At 73.1% G+C, this 25,640-nt stretch carries 25 protein-coding genes; 14 read left to right on the top strand and 11 right to left on the bottom strand.

What is annotated here, in order from left to right; genetic code table 11:
• Window positions 1-70 precede the first annotated feature (70 nt).
• Window positions 71-1,030, bottom strand: coding sequence for a D-2-hydroxyacid dehydrogenase family protein (locus ACFWA9_RS05915; protein WP_380383491.1), 960 nt, complete (start codon window positions 1,028-1,030; stop codon window positions 71-73).
• A gap of 70 nt (window positions 1,031-1,100) precedes the next feature.
• Window positions 1,101-2,000, bottom strand: a complete 900-nt coding sequence (locus tag ACFWA9_RS05910; RefSeq protein ID WP_380383506.1) for an aminoglycoside phosphotransferase family protein — start codon at window positions 1,998-2,000, stop codon at window positions 1,101-1,103.
• 742 nt (window positions 2,001-2,742) lie between these two features.
• Here ACFWA9_RS05910 and ACFWA9_RS05905 point away from each other — a divergent pair.
• Both ACFWA9_RS05905 and ACFWA9_RS05900 read left to right on the top strand, forming a co-directional pair.
• Window positions 2,743-3,324 carry a TetR/AcrR family transcriptional regulator gene (locus ACFWA9_RS05905; protein WP_380383488.1) on the top strand — a complete coding sequence of 194 codons (582 nt, stop codon included), beginning with the start codon at window positions 2,743-2,745 and terminating at the stop codon, window positions 3,322-3,324.
• Window positions 3,325-3,669: 345 nt separating this feature from the next.
• Window positions 3,670-4,917, top strand: a complete 1,248-nt coding sequence (locus ACFWA9_RS05900; RefSeq protein WP_380383485.1) for an SDR family oxidoreductase — start codon at window positions 3,670-3,672, stop codon at window positions 4,915-4,917.
• A gap of 90 nt (window positions 4,918-5,007) precedes the next feature.
• Here the strand turns inward: ACFWA9_RS05900 and ACFWA9_RS05895 are convergent, their stop codons facing one another.
• Complete coding sequence (locus ACFWA9_RS05895) at window positions 5,008-5,625, bottom strand: class I SAM-dependent methyltransferase (RefSeq protein WP_380383482.1); 618 nt, start codon at window positions 5,623-5,625, stop codon at window positions 5,008-5,010.
• A gap of 401 nt (window positions 5,626-6,026) precedes the next feature.
• Window positions 6,027-6,257 carry a hypothetical protein gene (locus ACFWA9_RS05890; protein WP_329486024.1) on the bottom strand — a complete coding sequence of 77 codons (231 nt, stop codon included), beginning with the start codon at window positions 6,255-6,257 and terminating at the stop codon, window positions 6,027-6,029.
• A gap of 265 nt (window positions 6,258-6,522) precedes the next feature.
• Here ACFWA9_RS05890 and ACFWA9_RS05885 point away from each other — a divergent pair, with 265 nt between their 5' ends.
• The gene (locus ACFWA9_RS05885) at window positions 6,523-7,215 is read left to right on the top strand and encodes a hypothetical protein (RefSeq protein WP_380383479.1); all 693 of its coding nucleotides are present in this window, start codon (window positions 6,523-6,525) and stop codon (window positions 7,213-7,215) included.
• 68 nt (window positions 7,216-7,283) lie between these two features.
• On the opposite strand, the gene ACFWA9_RS05880 is transcribed toward ACFWA9_RS05885, so the two are convergent.
• The 4 genes from ACFWA9_RS05880 to ACFWA9_RS05865 form a co-directional block, all read right to left on the bottom strand.
• Window positions 7,284-9,479 (bottom strand): acyltransferase family protein, encoded by a 2,196-nt coding sequence (locus ACFWA9_RS05880; RefSeq protein WP_380383476.1) that lies wholly within the window; start codon window positions 9,477-9,479, stop codon window positions 7,284-7,286.
• Between the two features lie 282 nt (window positions 9,480-9,761).
• Entirely contained in the window at window positions 9,762-11,507 is a 1,746-nt protein-coding gene (locus ACFWA9_RS05875) for a glycosyltransferase family 2 protein (RefSeq protein WP_380383473.1), read from the bottom strand.
• A gap of 180 nt (window positions 11,508-11,687) precedes the next feature.
• Complete coding sequence (locus tag ACFWA9_RS05870) at window positions 11,688-12,257, bottom strand: GNAT family N-acetyltransferase (protein WP_352293031.1); 570 nt, start codon at window positions 12,255-12,257, stop codon at window positions 11,688-11,690.
• A gap of 131 nt (window positions 12,258-12,388) precedes the next feature.
• Complete coding sequence (locus tag ACFWA9_RS05865) at window positions 12,389-13,816, bottom strand: phytoene desaturase family protein (RefSeq protein ID WP_380383470.1); 1,428 nt, start codon at window positions 13,814-13,816, stop codon at window positions 12,389-12,391.
• 289 nt (window positions 13,817-14,105) lie between these two features.
• Here ACFWA9_RS05865 and ACFWA9_RS05860 point away from each other — a divergent pair, with 289 nt between their 5' ends.
• The 7 genes from ACFWA9_RS05860 (at window position 14,106) to ACFWA9_RS05830 (ending at window position 19,872) form a co-directional block, all read left to right on the top strand.
• Window positions 14,106-15,008, top strand: a complete 903-nt coding sequence (locus tag ACFWA9_RS05860; protein WP_380383468.1) for a lysozyme — start codon at window positions 14,106-14,108, stop codon at window positions 15,006-15,008.
• A 378-nt stretch (window positions 15,009-15,386) separates the two neighbouring features.
• Window positions 15,387-15,614: a hypothetical protein gene (locus ACFWA9_RS05855; protein ID WP_359837500.1), complete on the top strand. Its 228-nt coding sequence runs from the start codon at window positions 15,387-15,389 to the stop codon at window positions 15,612-15,614.
• Window positions 15,592-16,110 carry a DUF6879 family protein gene (locus ACFWA9_RS05850; RefSeq protein ID WP_380383465.1) on the top strand — a complete coding sequence of 173 codons (519 nt, stop codon included), beginning with the start codon at window positions 15,592-15,594 and terminating at the stop codon, window positions 16,108-16,110. Before ACFWA9_RS05855 ends, ACFWA9_RS05850 begins: the two co-directional genes overlap by 23 nt.
• Window positions 16,107-16,958 (top strand): helix-turn-helix domain-containing protein, encoded by an 852-nt coding sequence (locus tag ACFWA9_RS05845; RefSeq protein WP_380383503.1) that lies wholly within the window; start codon window positions 16,107-16,109, stop codon window positions 16,956-16,958. The genes ACFWA9_RS05850 and ACFWA9_RS05845 overlap by 4 nt, the downstream gene beginning before the upstream one ends.
• Window positions 16,959-17,300: 342 nt before the next feature.
• Window positions 17,301-17,474, top strand: a complete 174-nt coding sequence (locus tag ACFWA9_RS05840; RefSeq protein ID WP_380383462.1) for a hypothetical protein — start codon at window positions 17,301-17,303, stop codon at window positions 17,472-17,474.
• Between the two features lie 115 nt (window positions 17,475-17,589).
• Window positions 17,590-18,516 (top strand): hypothetical protein, encoded by a 927-nt coding sequence (locus ACFWA9_RS05835; protein WP_380383459.1) that lies wholly within the window; start codon window positions 17,590-17,592, stop codon window positions 18,514-18,516.
• A gap of 39 nt (window positions 18,517-18,555) precedes the next feature.
• Entirely contained in the window at window positions 18,556-19,872 is a 1,317-nt protein-coding gene (locus tag ACFWA9_RS05830) for a hypothetical protein (protein WP_380383456.1), read from the top strand.
• Window positions 19,873-20,149: 277 nt separating this feature from the next.
• On the opposite strand, the gene ACFWA9_RS05825 is transcribed toward ACFWA9_RS05830, so the two are convergent.
• Window positions 20,150-20,485, bottom strand: coding sequence for a restriction endonuclease (locus tag ACFWA9_RS05825; protein WP_380383500.1), 336 nt, complete (start codon window positions 20,483-20,485; stop codon window positions 20,150-20,152).
• A gap of 344 nt (window positions 20,486-20,829) precedes the next feature.
• On the opposite strand from ACFWA9_RS05825, the gene ACFWA9_RS05820 reads away from it, so the two are divergent.
• From ACFWA9_RS05820 to ACFWA9_RS05805, 4 genes are all read left to right on the top strand, one after another.
• Entirely contained in the window at window positions 20,830-21,201 is a 372-nt protein-coding gene (locus ACFWA9_RS05820; protein ID WP_329486032.1) for a PRC-barrel domain-containing protein, read from the top strand.
• A 118-nt stretch (window positions 21,202-21,319) separates the two neighbouring features.
• A complete protein-coding gene (locus ACFWA9_RS05815) occupies window positions 21,320-21,592 on the top strand; it encodes a hypothetical protein (protein ID WP_380383453.1) in 273 nt (90 codons plus the stop codon).
• A 185-nt stretch (window positions 21,593-21,777) separates the two neighbouring features.
• The gene (locus ACFWA9_RS05810) at window positions 21,778-22,734 is read left to right on the top strand and encodes a hypothetical protein (RefSeq protein ID WP_380383450.1); all 957 of its coding nucleotides are present in this window, start codon (window positions 21,778-21,780) and stop codon (window positions 22,732-22,734) included.
• A 135-nt stretch (window positions 22,735-22,869) separates the two neighbouring features.
• Complete coding sequence (locus ACFWA9_RS05805) at window positions 22,870-23,613, top strand: DUF3995 domain-containing protein (RefSeq protein ID WP_380383447.1); 744 nt, start codon at window positions 22,870-22,872, stop codon at window positions 23,611-23,613.
• A gap of 71 nt (window positions 23,614-23,684) precedes the next feature.
• On the opposite strand, the gene ACFWA9_RS05800 is transcribed toward ACFWA9_RS05805, so the two are convergent.
• Both ACFWA9_RS05800 and ACFWA9_RS05795 read right to left on the bottom strand, forming a co-directional pair.
• Complete coding sequence (locus ACFWA9_RS05800) at window positions 23,685-25,133, bottom strand: WGR domain-containing protein (RefSeq protein WP_380383444.1); 1,449 nt, start codon at window positions 25,131-25,133, stop codon at window positions 23,685-23,687.
• Between the two features lie 181 nt (window positions 25,134-25,314).
• Window positions 25,315-25,608, bottom strand: a complete 294-nt coding sequence (locus ACFWA9_RS05795) for a hypothetical protein (RefSeq protein ID WP_380383441.1) — start codon at window positions 25,606-25,608, stop codon at window positions 25,315-25,317.
• Window positions 25,609-25,640 lie beyond the last annotated feature (32 nt).

The following is a 25,640-nucleotide window of genomic DNA, read 5'->3' as shown; positions in this document are numbered from 1 at the left end:
GCCCCGGGGTTCCCCGGGGCGACGGGCCGCCCCGGCGTGCCCGGCACGGTGTTCCGGACCCGCCGGGGTCTCAGCCCAGGACGCGGACCGGGGAGCCTGCCAGGAACGCCGCGATGTCCTCCACCGCCTGGCCGTAGAACGTCCGGTAGGTGTCGCCCGACACATAGCCGAGGTGCGGGGTCGCCAGCAGCCGCGGCGCGGTGCGAAACGGGTGGTCGGCGGGCAGCGGTTCGACGTCGAAGACGTCCACCGCCGCACCCGCGATCCGGCCCTCGGCCAGGGCGGCGAGCAGCGCGTCCTGGTCGACGATCGCCGCCCGCGAGGTGTTCACCAGGTACGCCCGCGGCTTCATCGACGCGAACTCGGCCTTGCCCAGCAGGCCCCGGCTGCGGTCGCCCAGCACCAGGTGGACGGAGACGAAGTCGCTCTCCCGCAGCAGCTCCTCCTTGGTGGCGGCGCGCCGGACGCCGACCTCGGCGGCCCGCTCCTCGGTGAGGTTCGGGCTCCAGGCGACCACGTCCATGCCGAACGCGAGGCCGACCCGGGCCACCAGCGCCCCGATCTTGCCCAGCCCGAGCAGCCCCAGCCGCCGCCCGGCCAGGTCCGCGCCGAGGGTGCTCTGCCACGGGCCGCCCGTGCGCAACGCGTCGTTCTCGGTGACGATCCCCCGGGCGAGCCCGAGCAGCAGTGCCCAGGTCAGCTCCACCGGCGGCGTGGACGAACTCGCCGTGCCGCAGACCGTCACCCCGTGCGCGCGGGCGGCCGCGAAGTCGATCACCGTGTTCCGCATCCCGGAGGCCACCAGCAGCCGCAGCCGGGGCAGCCGGGCGAACACGGCCGCCGGGAACGCCACCCGTTCGCGCAAGGTCACGATGATGTCGAAGTCGGCTACTGCGTCGACCAGTTCGTCCTCCGATCCGAAGTGCCGCGGGAAGGAGGTCAGTTCCACCCGGTCGGTCACCGGTGACCAGTCGACGATGCTCGTCGCGACACCCTGGTAGTCGTCCAGTACGGCACAGCGAAGTTTCATACCGGCACTCTCGCAGACCCGTTGGGCCGGGGGGACAGCGGCCGGGCCGTCCACCCGACCGGGACCCGCGTCAGACCTCCCCCAGCACCGTCCGGATCACGTGCCGGGCGTTGCGTGCCATCGCCGGGTTGGTCCTCCGGTAGTACGGCAGCGCGATCAGCGCCTGCGAGAGGGTCCGCCCGCGGCCGCGGATCCAGGTCGCGTCGTCCACGCCCAGCGCCTCGCGGAAGACCTCCCGCGCCCGGGCGGGCAGGAGATTCCACGCCGGGAACAGGTCGCAGGCGGGATCGCCCGTCCCCAGGCAGCCGAAATCGATGACCGCGGTCAGCCTGCCGGCTTCCACCAGCAGGTTGCCCGGCATGAGATCGGCATGCAGCCACACCGGCGGCCCGTCCCAGCCCGGGGTCCGCAACGCCTCCTCCCACACGGCCGTGGCGGCATCGCAGTCGACACCCTCCTGCGGGATCCCGCGCAGCTCCTCGATCGCCGACCTGGTCTCCACGTCGAGCGAGGCGACCGGCCCGCCGCGGTGGGCCAGGGGCGCACCGGGCAGGGTGATGCTCCGCATCGCCGCCACGAACCCGGCCAGGTCCTCGGCCAGCAGCACCGGGTCGCTCAGGGCCTCCACCTCCGGGTTCTCCCCCGCCAGCCACCGGTAGACCGACCACGGCCAGGGGAAGCCCTCGGCGGGCACCCCGTCACCGAGCGCCTCGGGGACGGGCCGGGGCAGCTGGGGCGCGAGCCGGGGCAGCCAGGCCCGCTCCAGCAGCACGTCGCCGGCCCCGCCCCGCGTCAGCGGCAGCCGGACGACCATGTCGTCGCCCAGCCGGTACATCGCGTTGACCGTCCCACCGGACGGGAACCGCTCGACCGCCAGCCCCGCCCACTGCGGGAACTGCCCGGCGATCAGCCGCCGTACGAGATCGACGTCCGTGGGGTAGGTGCCGGGATGCATCTGCCCTGCGCTCATGTTCATGGCAGGTAATCGAACGGCCTGACGCCGGCGAACGTCAACCGCTTTCCGGCGACCGCGGCTGCGCGGCACCCCCAGCGGGGGTCCGCTCCACCGTCGGCCTCGCCGCTCCCCGGCCGCCGCTACCCGCCGCCGCTCCCCGCCGCCGCAGGGCCGGTCGCGCCGGCGTCCCTGCCGACCTGCCCGGGCGGCGGGGCCTCGGGGTGTACTGCGGCTCAGCCCCGTTCGAGGACCGTGGCGTCGGCGACGATCAGCCGAGTGCGGTCGCCCGGGGCGGCCCGGCCGCGGGCGCGGCGTCGGGGTGCGGAGCGTCGCGGTGCGGAGCGTCGGAGTGCGGAGTGTCGGAGTGCGGAGCGCCGGGGTGCGGAGCGCCGGGGTGCGGAGCGACTGTCCGGTCGACATCCGGTTCGGCCTGGCGCTGATGACTTGGTGTCATGCGCGACAGGCTAGGGACGTAGCCGAACGGGAAGCCACGGATCCGTCAATCGCCCATGACCAGGGGGCGTGCGATTGCCACCCATGGTGAACTTCCCTGCGCGCAATGGCCGGTTCGCCTCCGCACGGCACCGGTTCACATGGCGACGGGGTACGCGCCCCCGAGGGCGCCCGGCTGCCCCGGTCCCCGGTCCCTGGTGCCCGGTGCCCGGTGCTCAACAGGGCGTCAACCGCCGACCCCCGATGAACCGGTCACCCGGGTCGAAGGTCGACAGGAATATACAGACCGGTCTACTGTTTCCACATGGGAGTCAAGGGAGAAGAGACCCGCGCCCGGCTGATCGCCGGCACGCGCAACCTGATCGAGGCACAGGGCTACTTCGGTACCGGCCTCAACCAGATCGTGGCGGAGAGCGGCGCACCGCGCGGCTCGCTCTACTTCCACTTCCCCGAGGGCAAGGACCAACTGGTCGCCGCCGCCCTCGTCCAGGCCGGGCAGGAGGTCGAGGAACTCCTCCGGACGCCCGCCGGCCGCAGCCCGGAAGCGACGGCACTGGTCGACCGGCTCGTCGAGGTCTTCATCGCCCGCCTTGAGGAGTCCGACTACAGCAAGGGCTGCCCCATCGCGACCGTGGGCCTGGAGGTGGCGGGAAGCAACGAGCCTCTGCGCCGCGTCTGCGCCGAGGTGTACGCGAGCTGGCAGCTCGTGCTCACCGAACGCCTGACCGCCCAGGGGTTCGGCCCCGCCGAGGCGGAGACCGCTTCGGGCCAGGCGCTCGCCGTACTGGAGGGCGCCGTCCTGCTCGCCCGGGTGCGTCGCGACCGCCGCCCCCTGGAGGACGCCCGGCACGCCGTCCGCCACCTGCTCGGCGCGAAGAAGAAGTGACCGACCGGCCGCGCCCGTCCTGACCTCACGCGCGCGGCCCACCGGTCCTCCCGGTCCCCCCGACCCCGCAGTCGGCCGAGCTCCGATCGGCGCCGCTCGATCGTCGCCTGAAAATATACCGACCGGTCTACCGAATCTAGGCTGACCCACTGCCTTCTCACCCAGGCCAACGAGGAAATCAACCGACCGGTCTACCGAATCTGAGCCCTCACACTCCCGTCACCGTAGGCCGCGTCTGGAAATCTGCCGACCGGTCTACATACTCATCTGCCCTCCCCGCACCCTCACTCCCACCCAGGCATCTCCCAAGAATATGCAGACCGGTCTACAGAAAAGGACCTCCAGATGAACTCCACCACCCCGCCGCAGCACCGGCTACCCCAGCCCCTGCCGCGCACCCTGGTCCTCGGCGCGACCGGTTTCCTGGGCCGCTGGCTGGTTCTCGAACTCCTCGACCGCGGCGAGCCGGTGGCCGCCGGCATCCGGGGCGGGCGCGGATCCGCACGGGACGGGCAACTGCGCCACTGGCTCCGCGAGCACGGCGCCGACGACACCGCACTGACCACCGTCGCCGCCGACCTCACCCGCCCCGGCCTCGGCCTCGGCACGACGGACGAAGCCCGGCTGGCGGACATCCGCGACCTCCACAACCTCGCTGCCCTCTACCGGTTCGGTCTGGAGCGCACCGAGGCGGACGCCGCCAACGTGGCAGGCGCGCTGCACGTGCTGCACTGGGCCGCCACCCGTCCGGGGCTCCGGCGGCTCGTCCACCTCTCGGGCTACCGGGTCGGCCGGGACGCCACGCCGCGCTACCCACTCCCGGCCGCCGAGACCGACGCGCTCTACACCCGCCTCGGCGCCTACGAGGCCTCCAAACTGGTGGGCGACGCCGCCGTCCGCGTCACGGCCGCCCGCCTCGGTGTACCGCTCACCACGGTCAACCCGAGCAGCGTGGTCGGTCATTCGGTCACCGGCGAGGCCGGACAGTACCTCGGCCTGGCCGAGCTGGTCCGCCAACTCGCCCATCGGCGCCTGCCGTTGCTCCCGGGTTCGGCGCGGACCTTCCTGCCGGTGGTCGCGGTCGACTACCTGGCCCGGTTCCTCGCCGCCGTACCGGAGTTCGACGACGGTCCGGCGCACTCCCACACCGTGCTCGACCCCGCGACGCCCCCGCTGCCCGAGCTGATCGGTCTGCTCGCCGACCACCTCGGAGTGCCCGCACCCCGCGCCCTCGTCCCGGTCGGCCTGGTCCGCCGGTTGCCCCGCGCGCTGACCGGCGCCGACCCCGAGACGCTCAGCTTCCTCTCGGAGGACGGCTACGACACCACGTCCGCCGACCGCCTGGCCCGCGCCGCCGGTCTTCACCACCCACCCGTCGCCGACGTCCTGCGCCGCTGGGCGACCCGCCTGGTCGCCGACGGCTTCGGCACCACCGCCACCGCCACGGACCCCCTCGCACCCGGCCCACGCGCACCCGGCCGAGCGAACCCGGATCGCGCCGCTTCCCGAACCGGCCGGTTCGCCAGGTTCGGCCGCTTCGCCCGGCTCGGCCGCTTCGCCCGGTTCACCGGGTTCGGCGACCGGCGCCGCTGACCGGGGCGGCAGCACGGTTCGCCCCCGGCTCGGGCCGCATCGGGGGGTGAACCGTGCTGCCGCCGTCCGAGCAGCGGACGCCCGGCGGCCTCAGCCCTCCCCTGCGCCTGTCCGTTCGAAGGCGAGCAGGGTCCAGGTCACGCCCGGGCGGGCGTGGAGGTCGGGACGGGTGACGTGGGTCAGCAGGGTCAGGCCGTGCCGGTCGGCGAGCGCGACGGTCTCGTCGGCCGGGACGTCGAACATGCGGCGGCCGGGTGGGACGGGGCCGTGGCGGAGGGAGAGCATCACCCGACCGGCGGGCGCGAGCAGGCGGGCGAGCGCCGCCATCGCCAACTCACGCTCCCGGTCGGCCAGATGCATCCATACGGCGGTCAGCAGGACCAGGTCGAAGTGCTCCTCCGAGACGGTGACGGCAGCCGCTTCGGGCAGCGCGTCGTCCACCCAGCGGATGTCGCTGTCGGCGTGGATCCGCTGCCCGATCCGTCGCAGCTCCCCGGTGGGCTCGGCGGCGACGACCCGGTGGCCGAGGGCCGCGAGGGCGGCCGCGTCCCGGCCGGTGCCGGCACCGAAGTCCAGGACGGCGCTCGGCGCCCCGGGGAAGAGGTGCAGCAGTTCACGGTGGACCTGTTCGAAGGTCACCTCCTCGTACTGCACGGCGAGTTCCGCCGCCGCCTCGGCGTAACCTGCGGTGCCGGCTGGTCGGTTCACGTGCCCCCTGGTGTGTCGGACGGCTCCGGTCAGGCCGGACCGCCCGCCACCGCCGGGGCGATCTTCCCCCGATTGCCGCAGCGCTCCAAACCGCGCTTCTTCGCTCCGGCGGCCACCACGGCCGCGAACGCCCGGCAGGCCCGATACGGGTGCGGCCCGCATGCCCTCACGCCCCAGCACCGGTCCCGGAGCACCCCACACCTGAGCCCCCCCAGCCGGAGCACCCCACGGCCGGAGCACCTCCTCCACCGCACCGTCCTCCGAATGGACGGCTGATCCGACGACAGCGCGCGCCCCTCCGCCACCGCTCACTCCGCCCTGCCGCCGCCCCCGCACCGCCGACCCCGCCGCCGGCCGCCCGCCGGCCCGCCCGCCGCCCGGGGCCCGGCGACGCCCGTTCCTCAGGCCTCGCCGGCGTGCCAGGCCGGCCACTGCCAGGGCCGGTCCACCCAGTGCACACGGGACTCGTCGCGTGGATCGAGGTCGGGGAAGAGCTGGTGGATCCGTGGCTCGAACTCCTCCGGGGCCAGCGGCTCCCAGCCGTGGCCCTCGAAGTGGACCAGGCGGTAGCGGCTGTCGGTACGGAACTCGGCGACCTCGACCAGGGGCTTTGACGTGCTGTTCGTTTCCATGCCCCCAGCATGTGGCGGACGTCCGCCGCCCGCACCCGGGGTACGGCCGGCAGCGTACAGCCGGGAACGGAGTGCGGAGCGAAGTGCGGAACGGACGGCGCGACAGAACCCTCTTCCGAGTCATGTCCCGCCTTCGGCGCGCTCGTTGAGTACGGCGAACGGGTCGCCGGACGAGGCGCACGGACCGCACCGGGATCGAGGTCGACCCGGCAGTGGCGCAGCGGCGATTCGGCGGCGGCGAATTCGGCAGTAGGAGGACGACGGCATGAGCGGGCAACCCGGCGATGGACAGTGGCAGTGGCCGGCGCAGGCGTGGGAGCCACCACCGGTACCCGTCGCGCCCCCGGTCGCGTCGCCCGTCGCACCCGTGCCGCCCCCGGCCGGGCCGCGGCCCCGCCGGGCGTGGGCGGCAGCGGCCGCCGGGATCGTCGCCGTGCTGGCGTCCGTCCTGGTGATGTGCGGGCCCGGATCGGGCGAGGAGTCGTCCGGCGTGGTGGCCTTCCCCGGTACGTCCCCCTCGCCGTCACCCTCGCCGTCGGTGCCCTCGGTCCCCGACCTGCTGCCGGTACCGGCGCCGCCGACCACCACCGCCCCGGCCTCGGCGGACGCGGCTCCGGGCGGCGTCGCGGGCCCGACGACCGGCCCCGGCACGGCGTCCGAGGCCTCGCCGGGGGCGGAGCGGTCGGGCGTGGACGGCGCGCCGGGCGCGGCACGCTCCGCTGCCGCCCGGGCTAGGCAGAGCCGGACGCCCCGCCCGGCCCCGGCCCGGAGCCCGGAGGCCCCGGGGTACGGCGTGTCGGCGCCCGCGGGGCCGTCGGCCGCCGCGGGGACCCCGGGCGCGACGGGCGGCGGACCGGCCACGACCGGCGGCGGCTCGATCTGCGACCAGGCCGAGCGCTTCGGCCGCTGGCCCGCCGGCTCGGAGCAGGCCAGGCTCTGCCACAACATCTACGGCTGACCGGTCGCCCCAACGATCTGTCCCCGACAGCCCGGCCCGCCACCACCCCCGGGGCCGGGCCGGGTGCCTCACCCCGCCGGTAGCAGCCCCTTGTCCAACCGGGGCGCCAGCACCTTCGCCAGCGTGTCGGTGATGTGCCCCGCGTCCCGGTAGAGCACCACCCCCTCCAGGACCGCCGGGCAGTCCGGACCGGTCCCGGGGCAGAGCAGCGGCCCGAGGTCCAGCACCCGGACGCGGTAGCGCTCGGCGAGCCCGCCGGCGAGCAGCGGGTCCTGCTCGAAGGCCGTCTCCCGGGGGAAGAAGCAGGCGTCCGAGCGGCCGTCGGAGGCTGCCAGGCAGGTCGGGATGTCCTTGCCGGGCATCGGCGTGTCGCCCAGGTAGGCGAGCGGCGCGCCGATGGCCGAGAGGCGGTCCAGCGTGCGGCTCCAGCCCTCGGCGCGCTCCGGCCCGCTGCCGTACCGGTTGAGGCCCGCCATCACGATCAGCCGCGGCTTGGGACCGGTGGCCAGCCGGGTGAGGGTGTTCTCGCGCCAGCGGTCGCACTCGTCGAAGGTCCGGCCGAGGACGTTGTTGCGCACGGTCAGGGTAGCCAGCGGGCAGCCCGGCTTGACCAGCACCTCCAGGGCCCAGTTCCGCTGCTCGGCCAGGGCGAGCGCGCCCGAGATCCACTGGCCCGCGTGCGAGTCGCCGATCAGCACGATCCGGTCGGGGCTGTCCTCGGCGCCGAACAGGCAGCGCGGGCTGTTCTCGGCGCCGAGCGGGATCTCGCAGCCGTGCCCCGGGGGGAAGTCCTCGCGGGCCCGGGCCAGCGAGGGCGTCAGGCTCAGGACCCGGCTGCCGGGGGCGAGCAGGGCGGGGCCGTCGACCGCGCCGGCCGGGACGGCGATCGGCCCGGTGGTGTCGCCGAGGGCCCGGACGGTTCCGCCGCCCAGGGTCAGCCCGGCGATCAGCGGGATCACCAGCGCGCTGGCGCCGACCGCCAGGCCCCGGCGAGGAGCCGGGCTGCTGCCGTAGCGCAGCGGCTGTTCGACCAGCCGCATGGTCAGCCAGGCCGGGACGGCGCTCGCCGCCGTGAGCGCGACCAGGGTGGTCCAGGGCAGCGCGCCGTAGCGGGCCTGGGCGATGGTCAGCACCGGCCAGTGCCAGAGGTACCAGACGTAGGAGAGCCGGCCGGCGGCTCGCAGCGGACGGGCCGCGAGCAGCCGGCCGACGTCGGTGGCGCCGAGCGCGCGGTGCGCGGGTCCGGCGAGCAGCACGGCGGCGGTGCCGAGGACGGGCAGCAGGGCGGCGCTGCCGGGGAAGGGGGTGTTGCGGTCGTACCGGAGGACGGCGACCACGACCGCCGCCGCACCGGCCCAGCCGAGCAGACGCAGGGCCCGGCCGACCGGCCGTCCGGAGCGGCCGGCCCGCGGCAGCCACCCGGCGAGGGCCGAGCCGAGCATGGCGGCGCAGGCACCGGCGGCGAACTCCCAGAGCCGGCTGGCGGTCGAGAAGTAGCCGAGCGCCGCGGAGCCGGCCGTCCAGCGGATGCAGAGCAGCAGCGAGACGCCACCGATCGCCGTGGTCGCGACGGCGATCACGGCGGTGCGCCGGCGGCCCCTCAGGTAGCGGGCGAGGCCGAGCAGCAGCACGCCCCAGAGCAGGTAGAACTGGTTCTCCACGCCGAGCGACCAGAAGTGCTGGAGCGGGCTCGGGTCGCGCTCGGCGCCGAGGTAGTCGGTCTGCTGGCCGACGAACCGCCAGTTGGCGAACTGGCCGGCCGAGGCGATCAGGTCCCGGGCCAGGTCGGTGCCGCGCAGCGGGTCGAGCAGCGCGCCGCCGGCCAGTGCGGTGGCGACCAGGACGACCGCGGCGGCGGGCAGGATCCGGCGGGCGCGGCGGGCGGCGAAGTCCCGGAGGCCGATCGGTCGGGCCAGCAGCAGGCCGGTGATCAGGAATCCGGAGATGACGAAGAAGATGTCGACGCCGACGTAGCCGCCGGTGAAGGCCGGCACGGCGGCGTGGAAGGCGAGGACGGCGAGCACGGCGACGCCGCGCAGTCCTTCGATGTCGGGGCGGAAGGCCGCCCGCTTCCGGGGCTCCTCGGCCGGCTGCGCCTGCGCCGCCACGGCGGTGCCGGCTGCCGTCAGCAGCACGAGGTCGGCCGCCGGGTCGGGGTCGGCGTCCGCACCGACGGCACTCGGCGCGGCGGCGGTGGCGGAGGCGGAGGCGGAGGCGGAGGCGGCGGTGGCGGTGGCGGTGGCGGTGGCGGCGGTGGCGAACACCGAAACCGCAACCGGCTCACGAACACGATCCGGGACAGCAACAGGAACAGGGACAGCAACAGGGACAGGGACAGGAACGGGAACGGCGCGCGGCGGTTCGGCGTTCGGTGGTACGGCCGTTGACACGGCGGGGCTCCTTGCAGGGCTGGCAGCGGCGGTTCGGGGGCCGCGCGGCCGAGTGGGGCGGCCTGGCGGGTGAGGTCGTTCCGCGCCGGTGGGGCGACGCGCAAGGGCGGCAAAGGGAAATCAACTAACTGACAAGCTCAACTCATTGACGGAACATCAGAAGAGCAGCGGGTCCGCCCAGCCGGAGGCCAGCAGGCCGCAGAGCAGCAGGACGGCGGTGACGGCGACGGCCTCGGCGCGCCCGAAGCGCAGATCGGCGGCCGCCCGCGCGGCGGCGGTTCCCCGGACGGTGCCCCCGTCCGCGCCGGTGGCGCGCCGAACGGGCGCGGCGACGTCGCCGCCCTTGCCGCCGCGCAGCAGCGGCCAGAGGGACCGGACGAGCGGGATCATCGTGTGGGCGGTGAGCCCGAGCAGCCCCACCAGCGCCCAGTACGGCTGCCAGCCGTGCAACGCGACGGCCCGGCCGAGACCCACGGCCCCGGCGACCACGACCAGGCCGAGCCAGCCGACCCCGATCCGGGCGACCGTGCGGGCCAGCGAGCTGCCGCCGGAGACGGCACCGGTGGGCACCCAGTCGGCGCTGCGGCGGCGCAGCGCGTGCGCGATGGCGACCACGTGGCAGAGCCCGCCGAGGAGTTGGACCCGGGTGACCTCGAAGCGCCAGCGGGTGCGGGACATCGCGGGCAGCAGGACGAGGGCGACCCAGATCGGCGGCAGGAACGGCAGGACCTGCCAGGGCTCGATCTCGTCGGGCGCGAAGAACAGCATGATCAGGGCCGGCAGCGGGATGGCGAAGACGTTCACCGCGCTGGTCAGGTAGCCGAGGATGCCGTTCCAGAAGCAGAGCCGGGCCGAGCGGCTGAGCGGCCCGCTGCGGAAGCCGGGATCGCCGACCAGGGCGAGCGAGCCGAGGCACCAGCGGTACTGCTGGCTGATGAAGGCGGGCAGGCCGGTGGGCGACATGCCCTTGGCGACCAGCGCGGGGACGTAGCGGGTGGTCCACCCGGCGCGGGCCAGCGAGAGGCCGGTGTAGAGGTCCTCGCTGTGGTCGATCTCGGCGAAGCCGCCGACCCGCTCCAGCGCGGCGCGCCGGTAGAGCGCGTTGGTGCCGCAGCAGACGGTGCCGTCCTGGGCGTCGCGGGAGGGCTGGATCCAGCGGTAGAAGATCTCCTGGGTCGCGCCGGCGGCCCGCTCCAGCCACGACATGTCCGGGTCGGTGTCGAAGCACTGGGGGCTCTGCACGATGCCGACCTCGGGGGTGTCGAGGTAGGGCACCAGGTGGTGCAGGAAGTCGGGGCGCGGGCAGAAGTCGGCGTCGAGGACGGCGATGATGTCGCCGTTGCCCTCGGCCAGGCCGTGGTTGAGGTTGCCGGCCTTCTTGAACCGGCCCCGGTCGGGCCGGGCCCGGTACTGGAAGCCGTAGGACTCGGCGAGTTCGCGCACCTCGGGACGGGCGGCGTCGTCCAGGACGAGGACGGTCAGCGCGCCCGGCCAGCGGACGGCGGCGGTGTGGCGGTAGGCGTTGTCCAGCACGGCGAGCGGCTCGCCGGCGGTGGGCAGCAGCAGGTCGACGCCGGGGTGGCGGGCGGGCTGCCAGGCGCGCAGCAGCAGGTCGTGCGAGTCACGGGTGAACCGGCGCGCCCGCTGGCCGTCGGCGAGGGAGAGCACCCAGGTCACGGCATTGAGGACGGTCAGCACCAGGAAGGGCCAGAGCAGCGGCCGGCTGAGTGCGAAGAGGCCGAGCGTGACGGTCGCGCCGGTGTAGGAGAGGGTGGCGCAGAGCAGCACCCAGCGGCGCTGCGGGCCGAAGTACCAGTAGAGCTCCTGATCGTCGGGTGGGCTGGGCAGTCGCAGCGAGTCGTCCGCGACGGCGAGGCGCGGACCGGTGTCGGATGCGGGCATGGCGGTGCCATGGAGTACGGGCATGCGGAGATGGCCCCCCTGGGCTCGGACGGAACGTGGCCGTTCGTTCCGCCAGCCTCTCACATTGGCCTAGACCAATAATGAACGAGGTGTGACATCTCCACATCGCCGCAGGTCAGGACTTTGACATTGCGTCACCGCACTGATGGGACGTCACCATTACTGCTCGGTAAGGTCCTTCACCAGCTTCTCGAACCGCAGGTCGGGGCGGCGCGGGACGCCGAAACGCTCGTCGCCGTAGGGGAACGGCGAGTAGACGCCGGTGCGGTGGAAGCCCCGGCGCTCGTACCAGGCGATCAGGTCGGCACGCTGCTCGATCACCGTCATCTCCAGCTCGACGGCGCCCCACTCCCGCGCGACGAACCGCGCGGCCTCCTCCAGCACGGCCCGCCCCACGCCGCCGCCCTGCCGGCCGGGGCTCACCGAGAACATGCCGAAGTAGGCGGTCGGGCCCCGGTGTTCGAGCTGGCAGCAGGCGACCAGCTCGCCGGCCCGCTCGACGAGCAGCACCACGCCGTCGGGGTGGGTGACGGCGGCGGTGACGCCCTCGGCATCGGTGCGCTGGCCGTCCAGCAGATCGGCCTCGGTGGTCCAGCCCGCCCGGCTGGCGTCGCCGCGGTAGGCGGATTCGACGAGGGCGAGCAGTGCGGGCACGTCGGCCACGGTCGCGGTACGGAAGTCGAGGCTGTCCGCCTCGGGCCGGGCGGTGTCCGGGGTGGTCGCGGGCACGGTGGTCCTCTTCTCATCGGTAGGGCGGCGGCCGTTCGGGTGCCGACTCAGGCATCGTGCCACAACGGCACCGCACCCCCTGGCGGCCGAGGCCGCCGCCGCGCCCCGGCCCCGACGGAGGCGCCCCCGCCTCACCCGGGCCCACCGTGCGGCACGGCGCGCAGGGCGGCCCGGGCCGCGTTGGCACCGCACATGCCGTGCACCCCGGCGCCCGGCGGGGTGGCCGCCGAGCAGAGGTAGACGCCCGGAATGCCCGTGTCGTACGGGTGCGGCGCGGTTCTCGGACGCAGCACCGTCCGGACCGGGCCGTTGGCGCCGGTGCAGATGTCCCCGCCGACGTAGTTCGGGTTGCGGCGCTCCAGCTCACCGGGGCCGGTGGCGACGGAAGCGAGGATCCGGTGCCGGAAACCCGGTGCGAACCGCTCGATCCCGGCGACGAGCAGGCCCTCGACGTCACCGGGGTAGCCGTGCGGCACGTGCGCGTAGGCATGGACGGGGTGGACGTCGCCGGCCGAGCGGCCGGGGTCAGCGAGGTACTGCTGGGCCACCACCAGGAACGGGCGCTGCGGCATCCTCCCCCGGGCCACCTCCCCCTCGGCGAACGCCACCTCCTCCAGCGTGCCGCCCACGTGGACGGTGCCGGCCCGGCGGCAGTCCGCGTTGCGCCACGGGATGCCGCCCGCCACCGCGAAGTCCACCTTGAAGACCGCCGGCCCGTGCCGGTAGCGCAGGTACGCGCGCCGGACGGGGCGCGGCAGCGCGGGCCCGCAGATCGCCGCGGCCGCGCGGGGGGCCACGTCGAGCAGGACGACCGGGCACGGGCGCAGCTCGGCCAGCGAGGTCACCCGCACCCCGGTCTCGATCCGGCCGCCCAGCTCGCGCAGCCGCCCGGCCAGGGCCGCCGTGATCGCGCCCGAGCCGCCCTCGGCGACCGGCCAGCCGCGGTGGTGCGCGGCGGCGATCAGCAGCAGTCCGGCCGCGGAGGTCAGCGGCCGGTCCAGTGGCTGGAAGCTGTGCGCCGCGGCCCCGGCGAACAGGGCGCGGGCCCGTTCGGTGTGCCAGCGGCGGGCGAGCACGGTCGCCGGCAGGAGGGCCCGGCTGCCGAACCGGGCGAGCCGCACCGGGTGGGCGGGTACCCGGACGATCGGGCGCAGGGTGTCCTCGGCCAGCTCGTCGAAGCCTTCCGACAGGTCGCCGAACAGGCGCAGCCAGGCCGCGCCGTCCGGCCCCAGGGCGCGGGCGGTGGCGCGTACGGACCGTCCGGCGGTGACGGCGTCGCCGCCGTCCAGCGGGTGGGCCAGGTCGACCTCGGGCAGCCGCCAGCGCAGGCCGTGGCGGGCGAGGTCGGCGGAGCGCAGGAACGGCGAGGCGATCCCGAAGGGGTGCACGGCGGAGCAGTGGTCGTGCAGCACCCCGGGGAGGGTGGCCTCACCGCTCCGGGCGCCGCCGCCGATCTCCGCCGCCGCCTCCAGCACGGTGACGGCGAGGCCGCGTTCGGCCAGGGTGACGGCGGCGGCGAGGCCGTTGGGGCCGGAGCCGACCACGATCGCGTCGCTCATCACCGGGCCTCCCGTCGAGGTGCCGCCGCGCCCTCCGGGTCACGGGACGGCGGTTCGCGAACCCACGATGCCAGCCTGGCGGACGGCCCGGTCCGGCGCACCCGCTGGCGTAACCGCCGGGCCGGGCCCGACCGTGCTGCGGCCACCCGGGGGCCGCCCCCACGAGGTGTCCGGGCCTCTGGCCACCCTGGCGGGTACATGGCTACTCTGCTCTCCGTCCGGGTCAACTCCCGGGCACCAGAGGCCTCATGGGCCCTCACCGGACCATGACCGGATCAGAGGAGTGTTCATGCTCAGCACGTCCCGCTCCGCAGGCCCCACCGGTACCGCCGCACCCTCGAAATCCCGCCGTCTACCCCTCCTGGGCGCACTCGCCGCAGCCGTCGCACTGGTCACCGGCGTGACCGCGCCGGCCTACGCGGCCGAGCCCGCGCCCGCCCCGACCACCGGCGGGCAGGCGGACCGCCACCTGCCCGCCCTCCACCCCGAGCTCGACTTCGCCGGCTCCACCGTGGCCGCCCACGAAGGAAGAGCGAGCACCGCGGGCGTCGCCGCCCTCGCCGCCACCCAGACCCCCGGGCTGGACGTCTCCAGCTACCAGGGCAACGTCAACTGGGCGTCGGTGAAGGCGAACGGCGCCCGCTTCGGCTACGTCAAGGCCACCGAGGGCACCACCTACACCAACCCGTACTTCACCCAGCAGTACAACGGCTCCTACAACGCCGGCCTGATCCGCGGCGCCTATCACTTCGCCCTGCCGGACCGTTCCTCCGGCTCCGCCCAGGCCACCTGGTTCGTCAACCACGGCGGCGGCTGGTCCCGCGACGGCAGGACCCTGCCGCCCGCCCTCGACATCGAGTACAACCCCTACGGCGCCACCTGCTACGGCCTCGGCCAGAGCGCCATGGTCAGCTGGATCCGCTCCTTCAGCGACACCGTCCACGCCCGCACCGGCCGCTACCCGACGATCTACACCACCACCAACTGGTGGTCCCAGTGCACCGGAAACAACGGCGGCTTCGGCACCACCAACCCGCTCTGGCTCGCCCGCTACGGCTCCACCGTCGGCACCCTCCCGAACGGCTGGGGCTACCAGACCTTCTGGCAGTACGCCGACTCCGGCACGTTCCCCGGCGACCAGAACCTCTTCAACGGCGCCTACGACCGCCTCCAGGCCCTCGCCAACGGCTGACCCACCGCGCCCCATCGCGGGCTCCCGCCACTTCACCGCGGCGGGAGCCCGCTGCCCCGGCGGGCGACGGTCGGGGATTCTCTCCGCCCGCGGGGCTATCCCTGGCACGCGATCTCCGACTCGGAGTCGATCCGCTCGCCGACCGCATCGCCGATATCCCTGGTCACGGCCGAGCCAGGGCTGTCGGCCCCTGGCCACTGCAAAGAGCACCGCCGCGCCCTCGACCACCAGCTCGCCGCGGGCCGACGGCCGCGCACCACGGAGACCACCCTGTCGGGCGTCGGGACGGGCAAGTTCGAGCAAGTTCATGGCACGGGTGGCGACCTGTACGGAAAGATCGTCCGAGGCAATCGGCTCCGACCTGCCAGGAGGCCCACCATGGCTTTGCACAAGCTCGGACAAGACCCCGACAGTCCCGAAGGCAAGTCCCCGACGGTCTACTTCGACGACGCGACGGGCAACTACGTCCTCCAAGGCTGGAAGGTCCTCGACCCGGAACGTCTCGCTCTGATGGACATCCCCGGGCACGAGACCGTGATCGAATTCCCCAGGCGGATGATGCAGTTCTTCCCGGAGGTGAACGGTGGCAGCAGTTCCATCGCTTGAGGACCTGCTTCGGACCTGTACCCGCTCAGCTCTCCATCTGGAGATGCGCGACGGATACATGCGGGACGACCCCCTGTTCCTCCGCTGGCTCAGCGGCCGACGCGACGACCCCGCCGACCGGCCGTCGTGGTGGAGCCCCTGGTTGCAGCTCATGGAGGAGACCACGAGCCGCGGCGTCGACGTGCTGCGTGCGCGGGTCGTCTCGGAGCCGGTGAGCGAGTACATCCGGTTCGAGCACGAGATCACGTTCCGGAACGTCCGCTCCGGCGAGCAGGTCCGGTGGCTTCCCCGTCGACAGACAACCGGCCTGGCGCTTCCGGGCAACGACTTCTGGCTGATCGACGGACAGCTTCTCGTGGTTCACCACTTCAGCGGTGATGGTGACTTCGTGGACGACGAAGTCACCACTGATCCGCAGGCCGTGAGGCTCTGCGCCTCCGCCTTCGAAGCCGTCTGGGAACGGGCGGTCCCGCACGAGGACTTCCGGTTGCGCTGACCGTGTCCGCGTCGTCCAGTATTCAGCAAGCCAAGCAGGCCCTCGGCCAGCGTCTGCGCGACATCCGGAGAGACTCCGGACTCAGCGCGCGGGCGCTGGCCATAGCTGCGGGATGGCATGAATCGAAGTGTTCCAAGATCCAGAGCGGCCGGGTGACGCCGACCGAGTCCGACCTACGTGCCTGGACCGCCATCTGCGGCGTCCCGGATCAGGCCGCAGACCTCATCGCGACGGCCCGGAACATCGAGGGAATGTACGTCGAATGGCGGCGCCTAGAGCGCGCCGGCCTCACACGTGCACAGGAGTCAGTGCGCCCTCTGTTCGAGCGCACACGGAGATTCCGGATGTACCAGTCATGGGTCGTCCCCGGACTGCTCCAGACGGCGGCCTACACGCACGCGGTGCTGAGCACGATCGTCTCATTGCGCGGTACTCCCGACGATGTCGACGCCGCTGTCACCGTGCGAATGGAGCGCCAGAAGGTGCTGCACACGGGAGATCACCGGTTCGCCGTTCTGATCGAGGAGTCGGTGCTGCGAACCGTCATCGGCACTCCGGACATCTTGGTCGGCCAGCTCGGCCACCTCATCACCGTCGGCTCGCTCCCGTCGGTCAGCCTTGGAGTGATTCCCCTCGGTTCGACCAGAAACGCCGGCTGGCCAGTTGAGTCCTTCACTGTCTACGACGACACCCAGGTGAACGTCGAACTCGTCTCCGCCCACCTCACCATCACCCAGCCGGCCGAGATTTCGGAGTACGGCCAGGCATTCTCCGATTTGGCCAGAATCGCTGTCTACGGTGCCGATGCAAGATCGCTCATTGCTGGAGCCATCGACGCGCTCGGGTGAATGCGAGCAAACTCAGGCAAGTTCGTCGACCGCACACCGCGCTTCTCCCTACCGTCTCTCAGTGTCACCAGACGTCCTGAGACGGAGGGAGCGCCGCCATGGCAATCAGTCCGGGGAGTCCTCGGGTCGCCCGCGCCCGTAACCCCCGGCGCCATGCCGCGCCCGACAAGCGGACTCCGCACTCATCGCCTCGGGCCGCTTCCAGCCGAGTCTCGCGCCCTCGGGCGCCCACACGCTCCCGGCCCGTCGGAAAGGGTCTTCGGCCGGGCCGGGGCCGCACCACCCCGCACAGCTGTCCGCCCACCCCCGGGCGAGCGGAGGCCAACCCGATTGGAGAGGCACATGAGCATCGCCACCAAGCTTGGTGACCCGGAGGTCACCGACCTCACCCGTCGTCCGGACCAGAGCGTCCCCGACGGCGACTTCGTCCCGCAGACGGTCGTCAACACCCTGACCCGCCGCCTGGACCACTCGGTCCCGGACAGCGACTTCGCGCCGGTCACCACCGAGGTCTGACCTCAGCCACCAACCGATTCAGGTTGGTTGACGGCACAGGCGGGTCGGCGAGAGGTGCTCTGCCCTCCCGGCCCGCCGATCCCAGCCGCACACACCCGATCAAGGAGAGTCCGCAGTGAAGCCCGCCATCACTGACCGTGTTCCCATCGGCTCCTTCTTCGACCTCGACCGCAAGGACCCGAACCTGATCCGGCTCCGTGAGCAGGGTGCGGAGATGGCGCTCCCGTTCGTTCTGATGGAGTGTCTGGTCAAGTCGGGCACCCCCTACGCGGAGCACGCCCTCTCCCTGCGCAGCGAACACGTGACCGTGGCCGGGACGTCGTTCGACTGGTACGACGCCGAACTCCCCGACGAGATCGCCAACGAGATCAACTTGGCGGACTACCAGATCGCCGAGCACACCGACGAGCGCCGCACGATGCTCACCCGGGCCCTGGACCACCTCTCCCTGGCCCACCCCGAGGACTTCGACCGCGTACGCGAGTTCGTCCGGGGCCTGCTGTGGGTGGTTCGTAAGCCCGGGGTCCGCGTCTCCTCGCTCACCAGCTCCAGCGACCCCGCGCTCCCGTACGTCATCGTGTTCTCCGACAAGGCGTCCCACCACATTCCTCCGAACACCGTCAGCGATCGGTCCTCTCACCTCTGCCTGGCCGAGAACCTGCTGCACGAGGGCACCCACCAGTCGGTCAGCTTCCACATCCTCCAGCACCAGGTCTTCGCCACGGGGTACTCCTCCCAGACCTCCCCCAAGATCGAGATCAGATGGCGGGCCGGTCAGGGCGAGGACCGCAACCGGTACTGGGAGGTCGACCGGGCCTTCCATGCGACCTGCGTCTACAACCAGCTGCTCCGGTTCCGCCAGGCCGAACTGCGCCGCGACGACCTCATGCCCGCCGAGCGCGCGACCTTCCAGAGCGCGTACAACGAGGGGCTGACAGCCGTGCGCTACCTCATGCGCGAACTCGAACTCCTCACCGAGCACTTCACCCCACACGGAATCGAACTACTGGCTGTCCTTCGCCACCGCACCCACCACCTGTAGAGCCACGCTGAACGCAGCTGAGCGACGGACGGAGGTCACGTGCTGGATCACCTCATCACCCACGACGACAACCTGCGGATGGTACCCACCGACCGGAACGAGCTGGCTGCGGCAGTCGGCCACCTCCAGGAGGAACTGCGGGCCCTGCCCGAAGGGAGCGACACCGCCCGTGCCCGGGTCCTGACCCGGTGGATCGGCATCGCTCAGCTGTGCCTGGGCCACCACGACGAGGCCCGGACATCCCTCCGGCAGTCGCTCGAACTCGCCGTGACAATCGGCAACAGCAGGGCCGTCGTCGCCACCGGGCTCAATCTCGGCGATGCGCACCGCTATGCCGGAGACGTCCGAGGCGCGGACGCGCTGTACCGCAGCGCCCTGATCACCGCCCGCTACCATCACCCGGAACTGATGGATTTCGCGCTCCAGCACACCGGCAAGCACCTGATGGAGTGCGGCGACCCCGCAGGCGCGCGGGCCCACCTTCAAGAAGCGCTGCGGCTCCGGATCGCCAAGGGAGACGCCGAGCTCGTCAAGTCCACACAGGCTGCACTCGAAAGAGTGGAACTGCTGATCAGCCAAGCCGACGCATCGGCGACCGGCCACGCCGTCCCCGGCCAATGGAGCCGCCAGTGGACCGCCTGGCTGCAGTCCCGCATCACGACCCGGACGCCGTCCCGGTGGGCACAGGATTTCCCGACAGTCCGGTACGCCGTGGCCGGACTCACCGCGCACCAGCGTGTACACCCCTGCCATCTGCGCGACCAGTCGTTCCCCTCCGCGCTGCTCACCGCGATGGCGGAAGAGGCCGAGAAGGCCGTCGCCGCCGACGGCTACCTCCACAACGGGAAGTGGAACGCCGCCACCCTCGACGCCGTGAGCCTTTTCGTCGGGCAGGTGGATCTCGCCGACGTCGTGTCGCGCTCCAGCGGTCTGGCAGTCGAACCCCCTCACACCGCCGTGTACATCGCCTACGAGGAGGGACAGCGACTCGACTTCCATCTGGACGAGTTCGGCTTCGGCGAGGCCAACCTGATTCTGTGCCTCAAGCACGAGCGGCCCGCTGAGCTGCCCCGGGCCAGCACCACCGTGTTCCTAACCGCCGACAGCTACCTCGAATGCGACCTCGCCGCAGGTGACTGCATCGTGTTCGACGGCGCGCTCACACCGCACGGCCGTACCCCCCTCAGCGCCGGGGAGAGCGTCACCCTCGTCTGCTTCGGCTTCCGCGCGCGCGAGCAGGATTCGCGCACGGTCACGCACCTGCCGCCGGTCCCCTCCGGACGGGCGGCACTCGGCCGCCCCGAGAGCGCCCCCGCACCACGATGCGCCACCCTGTGCGGCCACGCCGGCAACTGATGGTGGCCGACGCCGGCACACCGACCGACGAGCACCGCGTTCTCCCGAGCAAGTGCGCCGTGCGGCCGGGCCCGGGCCAGCCTTTGAGATCGGGTCCGGCTGCGGTACGTCCTGCTGGCCGAACCCAACGGCCGGCCGACCGCTGCCGAACTGGCCGGTCCAGTTCAAGGAGTGGACGGGTGATCGAGCTGCGGGAGCTGGCATTTGGTGACGCCGAGGCGCTCCCGCTCATCTACAGCACCGCATCGGTCCGTTTCCTATGGCAATAAGGCTGCACCTAGTCAGCCAGTGCGAGGTACACCGGAAAGTAGCAGTTTCCCGTCTCGTTCGCGTAGCGCTTCTTGCGCTTGAGCAGTTCATCGAGCGGGATACGCCCCTCCAACACCGCGTAGAGGTCGCCCCCGTCCATCGTGACGAACGAGGTCCGGCGATCATGCTCGCGCACGGCGCCGGCCGTGAATCCGTTAACAGCGATGTACAACCCGAGGGCGTTCTTGCCCTTACGCCTCACCTTGGCGTCGAAGATGTCCACGTGCTCCCGCTCCATCGGCTCCTTCCACCACTTCGCTTCCACGATGTAGTCGTCGGTGTCGAAGGACAGGGAACCATCGATCTGCTCGGTCTCCAGCTACTTCGAGCATGATGCTCAGGGGCGTTCGTCACTCGGCTACTGACAGGCGAGGCGCGGTTCCGCGACCTCGGCGAACACGATCTTGTAAGCGGTGAAGTCGAGACCGGCGACCAGTTCCGGGTGAGCGCCACTGCGGGTTCGAATGAAGTTCTCACACCGATCTCTCTGTGGGCCAGGGCGGCGACTCCACCCTGCCCACCACCCCTCCCGGGCGGTTCCTCTGATTTCTCGCCACCCCGCATGAACCCGGCGAGGCGGGGCAGTCGGGGTGGCGAGCGCCGCCGGGGCATTCCCGGCGCAGCACACCGTGCGGAAGGGAGAGAGTCGTGAGCAACGACGTCAACATCTGGGAGTTCCGCTCCACCTCCGGCTACGTCACCGGGTCCGACCTCGTCGACTTCCGGGTGGAGGCCGTGGACGGCCACATCGGCAAGATCGACAAGCTGTCCGAGCAGGCCGACGCCCGGTACCTGGTGGTCGACACCGGGCCGTGGATCTTCGGCAAGCACGTCCTGCTGCCCGCCGGCACCGTGGTCCAGGTCGACTTCGAGGAGCGCAAGGCGTACGTCGACCGGACGAAGGACGAGATCAAGAACGGGCCGGAGTTCGACCGGGACCGACACGACCACGACGACACCGACTACCAGGAGAAGTACGCCGGGTACTACGGTCCCTTCTACGGCGGACCGGCGATCTGACCCGCCCACCCGTACCCGCGGGTTGACCCGGCCGCGAAGCCCGGCCGGCACGGACGAGCCCGGGCGGCCGCCCCCGACACCAGGGGGCGGCCGCCCGGCTGTACAAGGGGAGGCAGGAATGGCGGAGATCCTCGGGGCGGACGGGCACACCGTGGACCTGACGGGCTACCGGGTCGAGGGGCCCGACGGGAAGATCGGCCGGGTGGACCGGCACTCGGACTACGTCGACGAGCGGCACCTGGTCGTCGACACCGGCTTCTGGGTGTTCGGCCGGGAGGTGATGGTCCCGATGAGCGCGGTCACCGCCGTCGACGAGGACCGCCACACCGTCCTGCTCTCCCTCTCGCACGCCGAGATCGACCGCCTCTACCGCGCCGAGACCTCCGGCTGACCCGGCCGGCGGGCCCGGGGCCCAGGGCGGGCGGCGGCGCTCCCCCGAACAGGGGCGGTCCGAGCGGGGGATCTCCCGGGGGCACGGCGGCGCAGCACCGGGGGCGGGCCACCGGGCGTGCTCTGCTGGCGGCAGGACCGCGAGGTCCGTCCCCGCCGCACTCCCGAACGTTCGAGGAGAACCCCATGCCCCGCCGCCTCGCCGGACTGCTCGGCACGGCCACGGCCGCCTCCGCCGCCCTCGCCCTGCTGGCCGCCACCCCGGCCGTCGCCGTGGCGCCGCCGCTCACCGCGCCCCGGATCATCGCCCACTTCGACCTGGCCCAGGGCCTCCAGCCGGAGAACATCGCCCTCGAACCGGACGGCTCCGCCGACCTCACCTTCTCCTTCGCCCGCGCGATCGGCCGCGTCGACCCCGACGGGAACCTCACCCTCCTCGCCACCCTGCCCGCCCCCGCGGACCCGAACACCCCGGTGCTCGGCGCCGCCGTCGTCAGCGGTATCGCCCGCGCCCACGACGGCACCCTCTACTTCGGGTACGCGACCGGCACCGCCGATCTGACCGGGATCTGGCGGCTCTGCCCCGGCGGCGCACCCGAGCGGATCTCCGCCTTCCCGGCGGACAGCCTCCCCAACGGCCTCGCCCTCGACGAGCGCGCGGGCCTCCTCTACTCGGCCGACTCGGCGCTCGGCGTGATCCGCACCGTCCCCGTGGCAGGCGGCGACCCGACGGTCTGGTCCGACGACGCGCGGCTCAGGCCCACCGCGGCCTTCGGCGCCAACGGCCTCAAGCTCCACCACCACGCCGTCTGGGTCGGCAACACCGACACCGGCACCCTTCTGCGCATCCCGCTCGGCCGGAACGGGACCGCGGGCCCGGCCGAGGTCCGCGCGACTGGTCTCCCCGGGCTGGACGACTTCGACTTCGCGGGGCACGGCGACGACGTGATCGCGGCCCTCAACAGCGGCAGCGAGGCCGCCTACATCGCGGCGGACGGGACTCATCACACCGTCCTCACCGGTGCGGACGGCCTCTCCAACCCCACCTCGGTGGCCGTCCACGGGGACACCGTCTACGTCCCGAGCGCGGCGTACTTCACCCGGACCGACCCGAACCTGCTGCTCGCCACGGTGGAACGGTAGCGGTCGGCCGGCGGCCCGGACAGGCCCGAACAGGCCCGGGCACGCCCCGCACGGACCCCGCACGGACCCCGCACAGCACCGCCGGGAGACGGCTCAGCCGGGAGAGCGCTCACCCGGAAGTAGCTCGCGCGGGGGATGCCGATCGTCTCCGGGGAGGACGCCTCCTCGCCCCGGCCGCGCCACGGTGGAGCCATGACGATCAAGCACTGCGGGCCCGGCCCGACCCGGCCGGACCTGCGTCGGACGCCCCTACCGACCCCGGGCGGGAGGCCGACCCCGGGCGGGAGGCCGGCCCCGGGCGGGAGGCCGGCCACCGGCCGGCGGCCCATCCCGGACGGGTGGGCCGGGGCGGTCGCCGCGGCATGGGGGCTGCTGTTCGCGGTACCCAGCTTCGTCTGGGCTGCGGGCAGCACCCTCGGTGCCCGGTCGACGGTGTCCCCGTCGCTGCTGAAGCTGGCCGACGACCGGGTCACCTGGTTCGTGGCCGTCCTGTGGGTGACCGGATTCCTGAAGCTCTTCGGGGCGCTGCTGGGCGTCGGCCTGACCCGCCGGCGCGGCGGGCGGACCAGCCGCCCCCTGGTGCTCTGCGGCGGCGGAGCGGCGGTGCTGCTCCTCTGGCACGGCGCTCTGTTCGTGGCCCACGGCGTCCTGGTGGAGGCCGGGGCGCTCACCCCCGCACCCGACCTGGTCGGGCTGACCCGCTGGTACCTCTACCTGTGGGGGCCGTGGTTCGTCGGCGGAGGCCTGGCCTTCGCCGCCGCCACCACCCGGTACGTCCGCCGCCACGAGGACCGGCGCGGGCTGCGGCGCTACGGCGCCGCGGGGGCGCTGGGGGCGTTGCTCCTGTCGTTGGCGTCGACCGTCACCGGGATCGGCTGACGACCGTCTCGCGGCCACCGGCCACGCGACGGTCCACGACGGCTCGGCGGGGGCGAACCCCCGCCCACCGGTCACAGCAGGCGCTTGATGTCGCCGCGCGCCCGGTAGAACCCGCCGTTGCCCGACTCCAGCACCTCCGCCACCACGTAGCGGGCCCCCGGCACCCGGATGTCCTTGGGGAACTGCACCCGGCGGTTCCGGTCGAACCCGGCCGACACCACCCGCACCCGCACCCGGGTGCCCTCCTGGACGCACTCCACCTCGATGCCCCCGGCCGCACCGGCCGAGCCGGCCACCACCACCTCCAGTTCGGCGCCCGCCACCGCCGCCTGCCACCCGCTTCCGTCCACCTCGGCGGCCTGCGGCACCTGGCCGCCCTCGGCCGCCCGGACCGCCTGCTCGCTCGCGTCCAGGCAGGCCAGCGAGCCGTCGGTGGTCACGATGTAGAGCCGGCCGTCGCGGTACTGCATGCTGTAGGCCGAACCGCAGCCCGTGCCGAGCTTCCACAGGCGGGTGCCGTCCGCGGCGAAGCAGTAGACCGAGGAGTGGTTGTCTCCGGCGAAGACGTACCGGCCGTCGGGCGAGGACGCGCAGGAGAACACCGCGGCGTCGCAGCGGTAGCGGGCGGCCTCGGAGCCGTCCGTCTTGCGCAGCCGGTGCACCCAGCCGCGCGAGGTGCCGGCGAACACCTCGTCGCGCTCCTGCCAGCCGAACAGCACCTCGCCCTCGGTCGGCGTGTGCCAGACCGGGTCGCCGCTGCGGGCCGCGTAGCGGGCGACGCCGCGCGAGTGACCGTGGAAGACGCCGTCGTCGTCGCAGCGCACCATCCAGCCGTCGGTGCCGGTGGCCTTGCGGCGCCACTGGAACTCGTCCTCGTGGTCGACGGTGGTGATGCCGCCGCGCGCGTCGGCCACGCCGAGCACCCCGTCGTGGATGTCCAGCCAGTAGATGTCCACGTCCTCGGCGATCTCGTACGCCACCCGCGGCACCTTGCCGCCCAGGTCGTACACCTTGCCGTCGTCGCACCCGGCGTAGATCCACCAGTCGTCGGCCACGATGCACTTGACCCCGTCCGGCAGCCCGTACCGGCCGGTGACCCGCCCGTCGTGGGTGAGGGTGTAGACGTCGCCGCGCTCGTTCCCGACCCAGGCGTGCTCCTCCCCGACGAAGATCCCGAACGCGGCGGCGCCCGAGCTGAAGCGCCACAGGACCGGCGCCTGACGGGCCGTCGACCCGCTGCTGACGATCGCCCGGCGGGTGACCGCCCGTCGCTGCCGCACCCCGCGCACCGCCGGGGCGTAGCCCTTGCGGACCTTCTCCCCCAGCTTCTTCGCCGCGGCGGCGGCCGCCTTCTCCACCGTCGGGTAGGAGGTGGTCTTCTCCTGGCCGCTCTCACCGATCCGCCCGTACCTGACCGTCACGACCACGCCGGCGACCCGGACCTCGTAGAACTTGTGCGCGCTGCCCGCGTCCTCGGACAGCTCCAGGTAGGTGACCTGCTCGTCGGCGGCGACTGGCATGGCAAGGGCCCCTTTCGGGCGACGTCGGAAGCGTCGTCGCACGGGCCGTACCCGCCGACACCGCACAAGCTAGCCATTGCCACCGACAACGCGACGGGCACCCCCGCCCACGGCCCCGCGGCCGGGCTCCACGGGCGGCGGCCGTACCGACGGACGGCCGCCGCCCGGGTCGTCCGGCGGCTCAGCCCAGCCGGGCGGCCAGCCGGCGCAGGGCCGAGGAGAGGGCGGACGGCCGGGTCGACGAGCGGGCCGACGGCCCGCGCCGCGCCCGGTCGGTGTCGCACGCGGTCGGACCGCCGCCGAACTCCCCTGCAACGGAGAGCAGTTGCTCGGCGGACGAGGCGGACGGAGCGGTCGCTGTCGGCGTGGCGGGCAGGGCGGGCGCGGCGGGCAGGGCGGGCAGGGCGGGCGTGGTGGTGCGGCAGGCCTCGGCGCGCACCAGCGCGCCCATGGCGGTGTAGACGTCGAAGGGCATGGTGGATCTCCTGCGGTGTGAACCCGACGGTG

It is taken from the genome of Kitasatospora sp. NPDC059973, from assembly GCF_042737525.1.
GTDB lineage: Bacteria > Actinomycetota > Actinomycetes > Streptomycetales > Streptomycetaceae > Kitasatospora.
The sequence above is the reverse complement of the archived record's forward strand: the minus strand, read 5'-3'. Positions and strand labels throughout refer to the sequence as shown.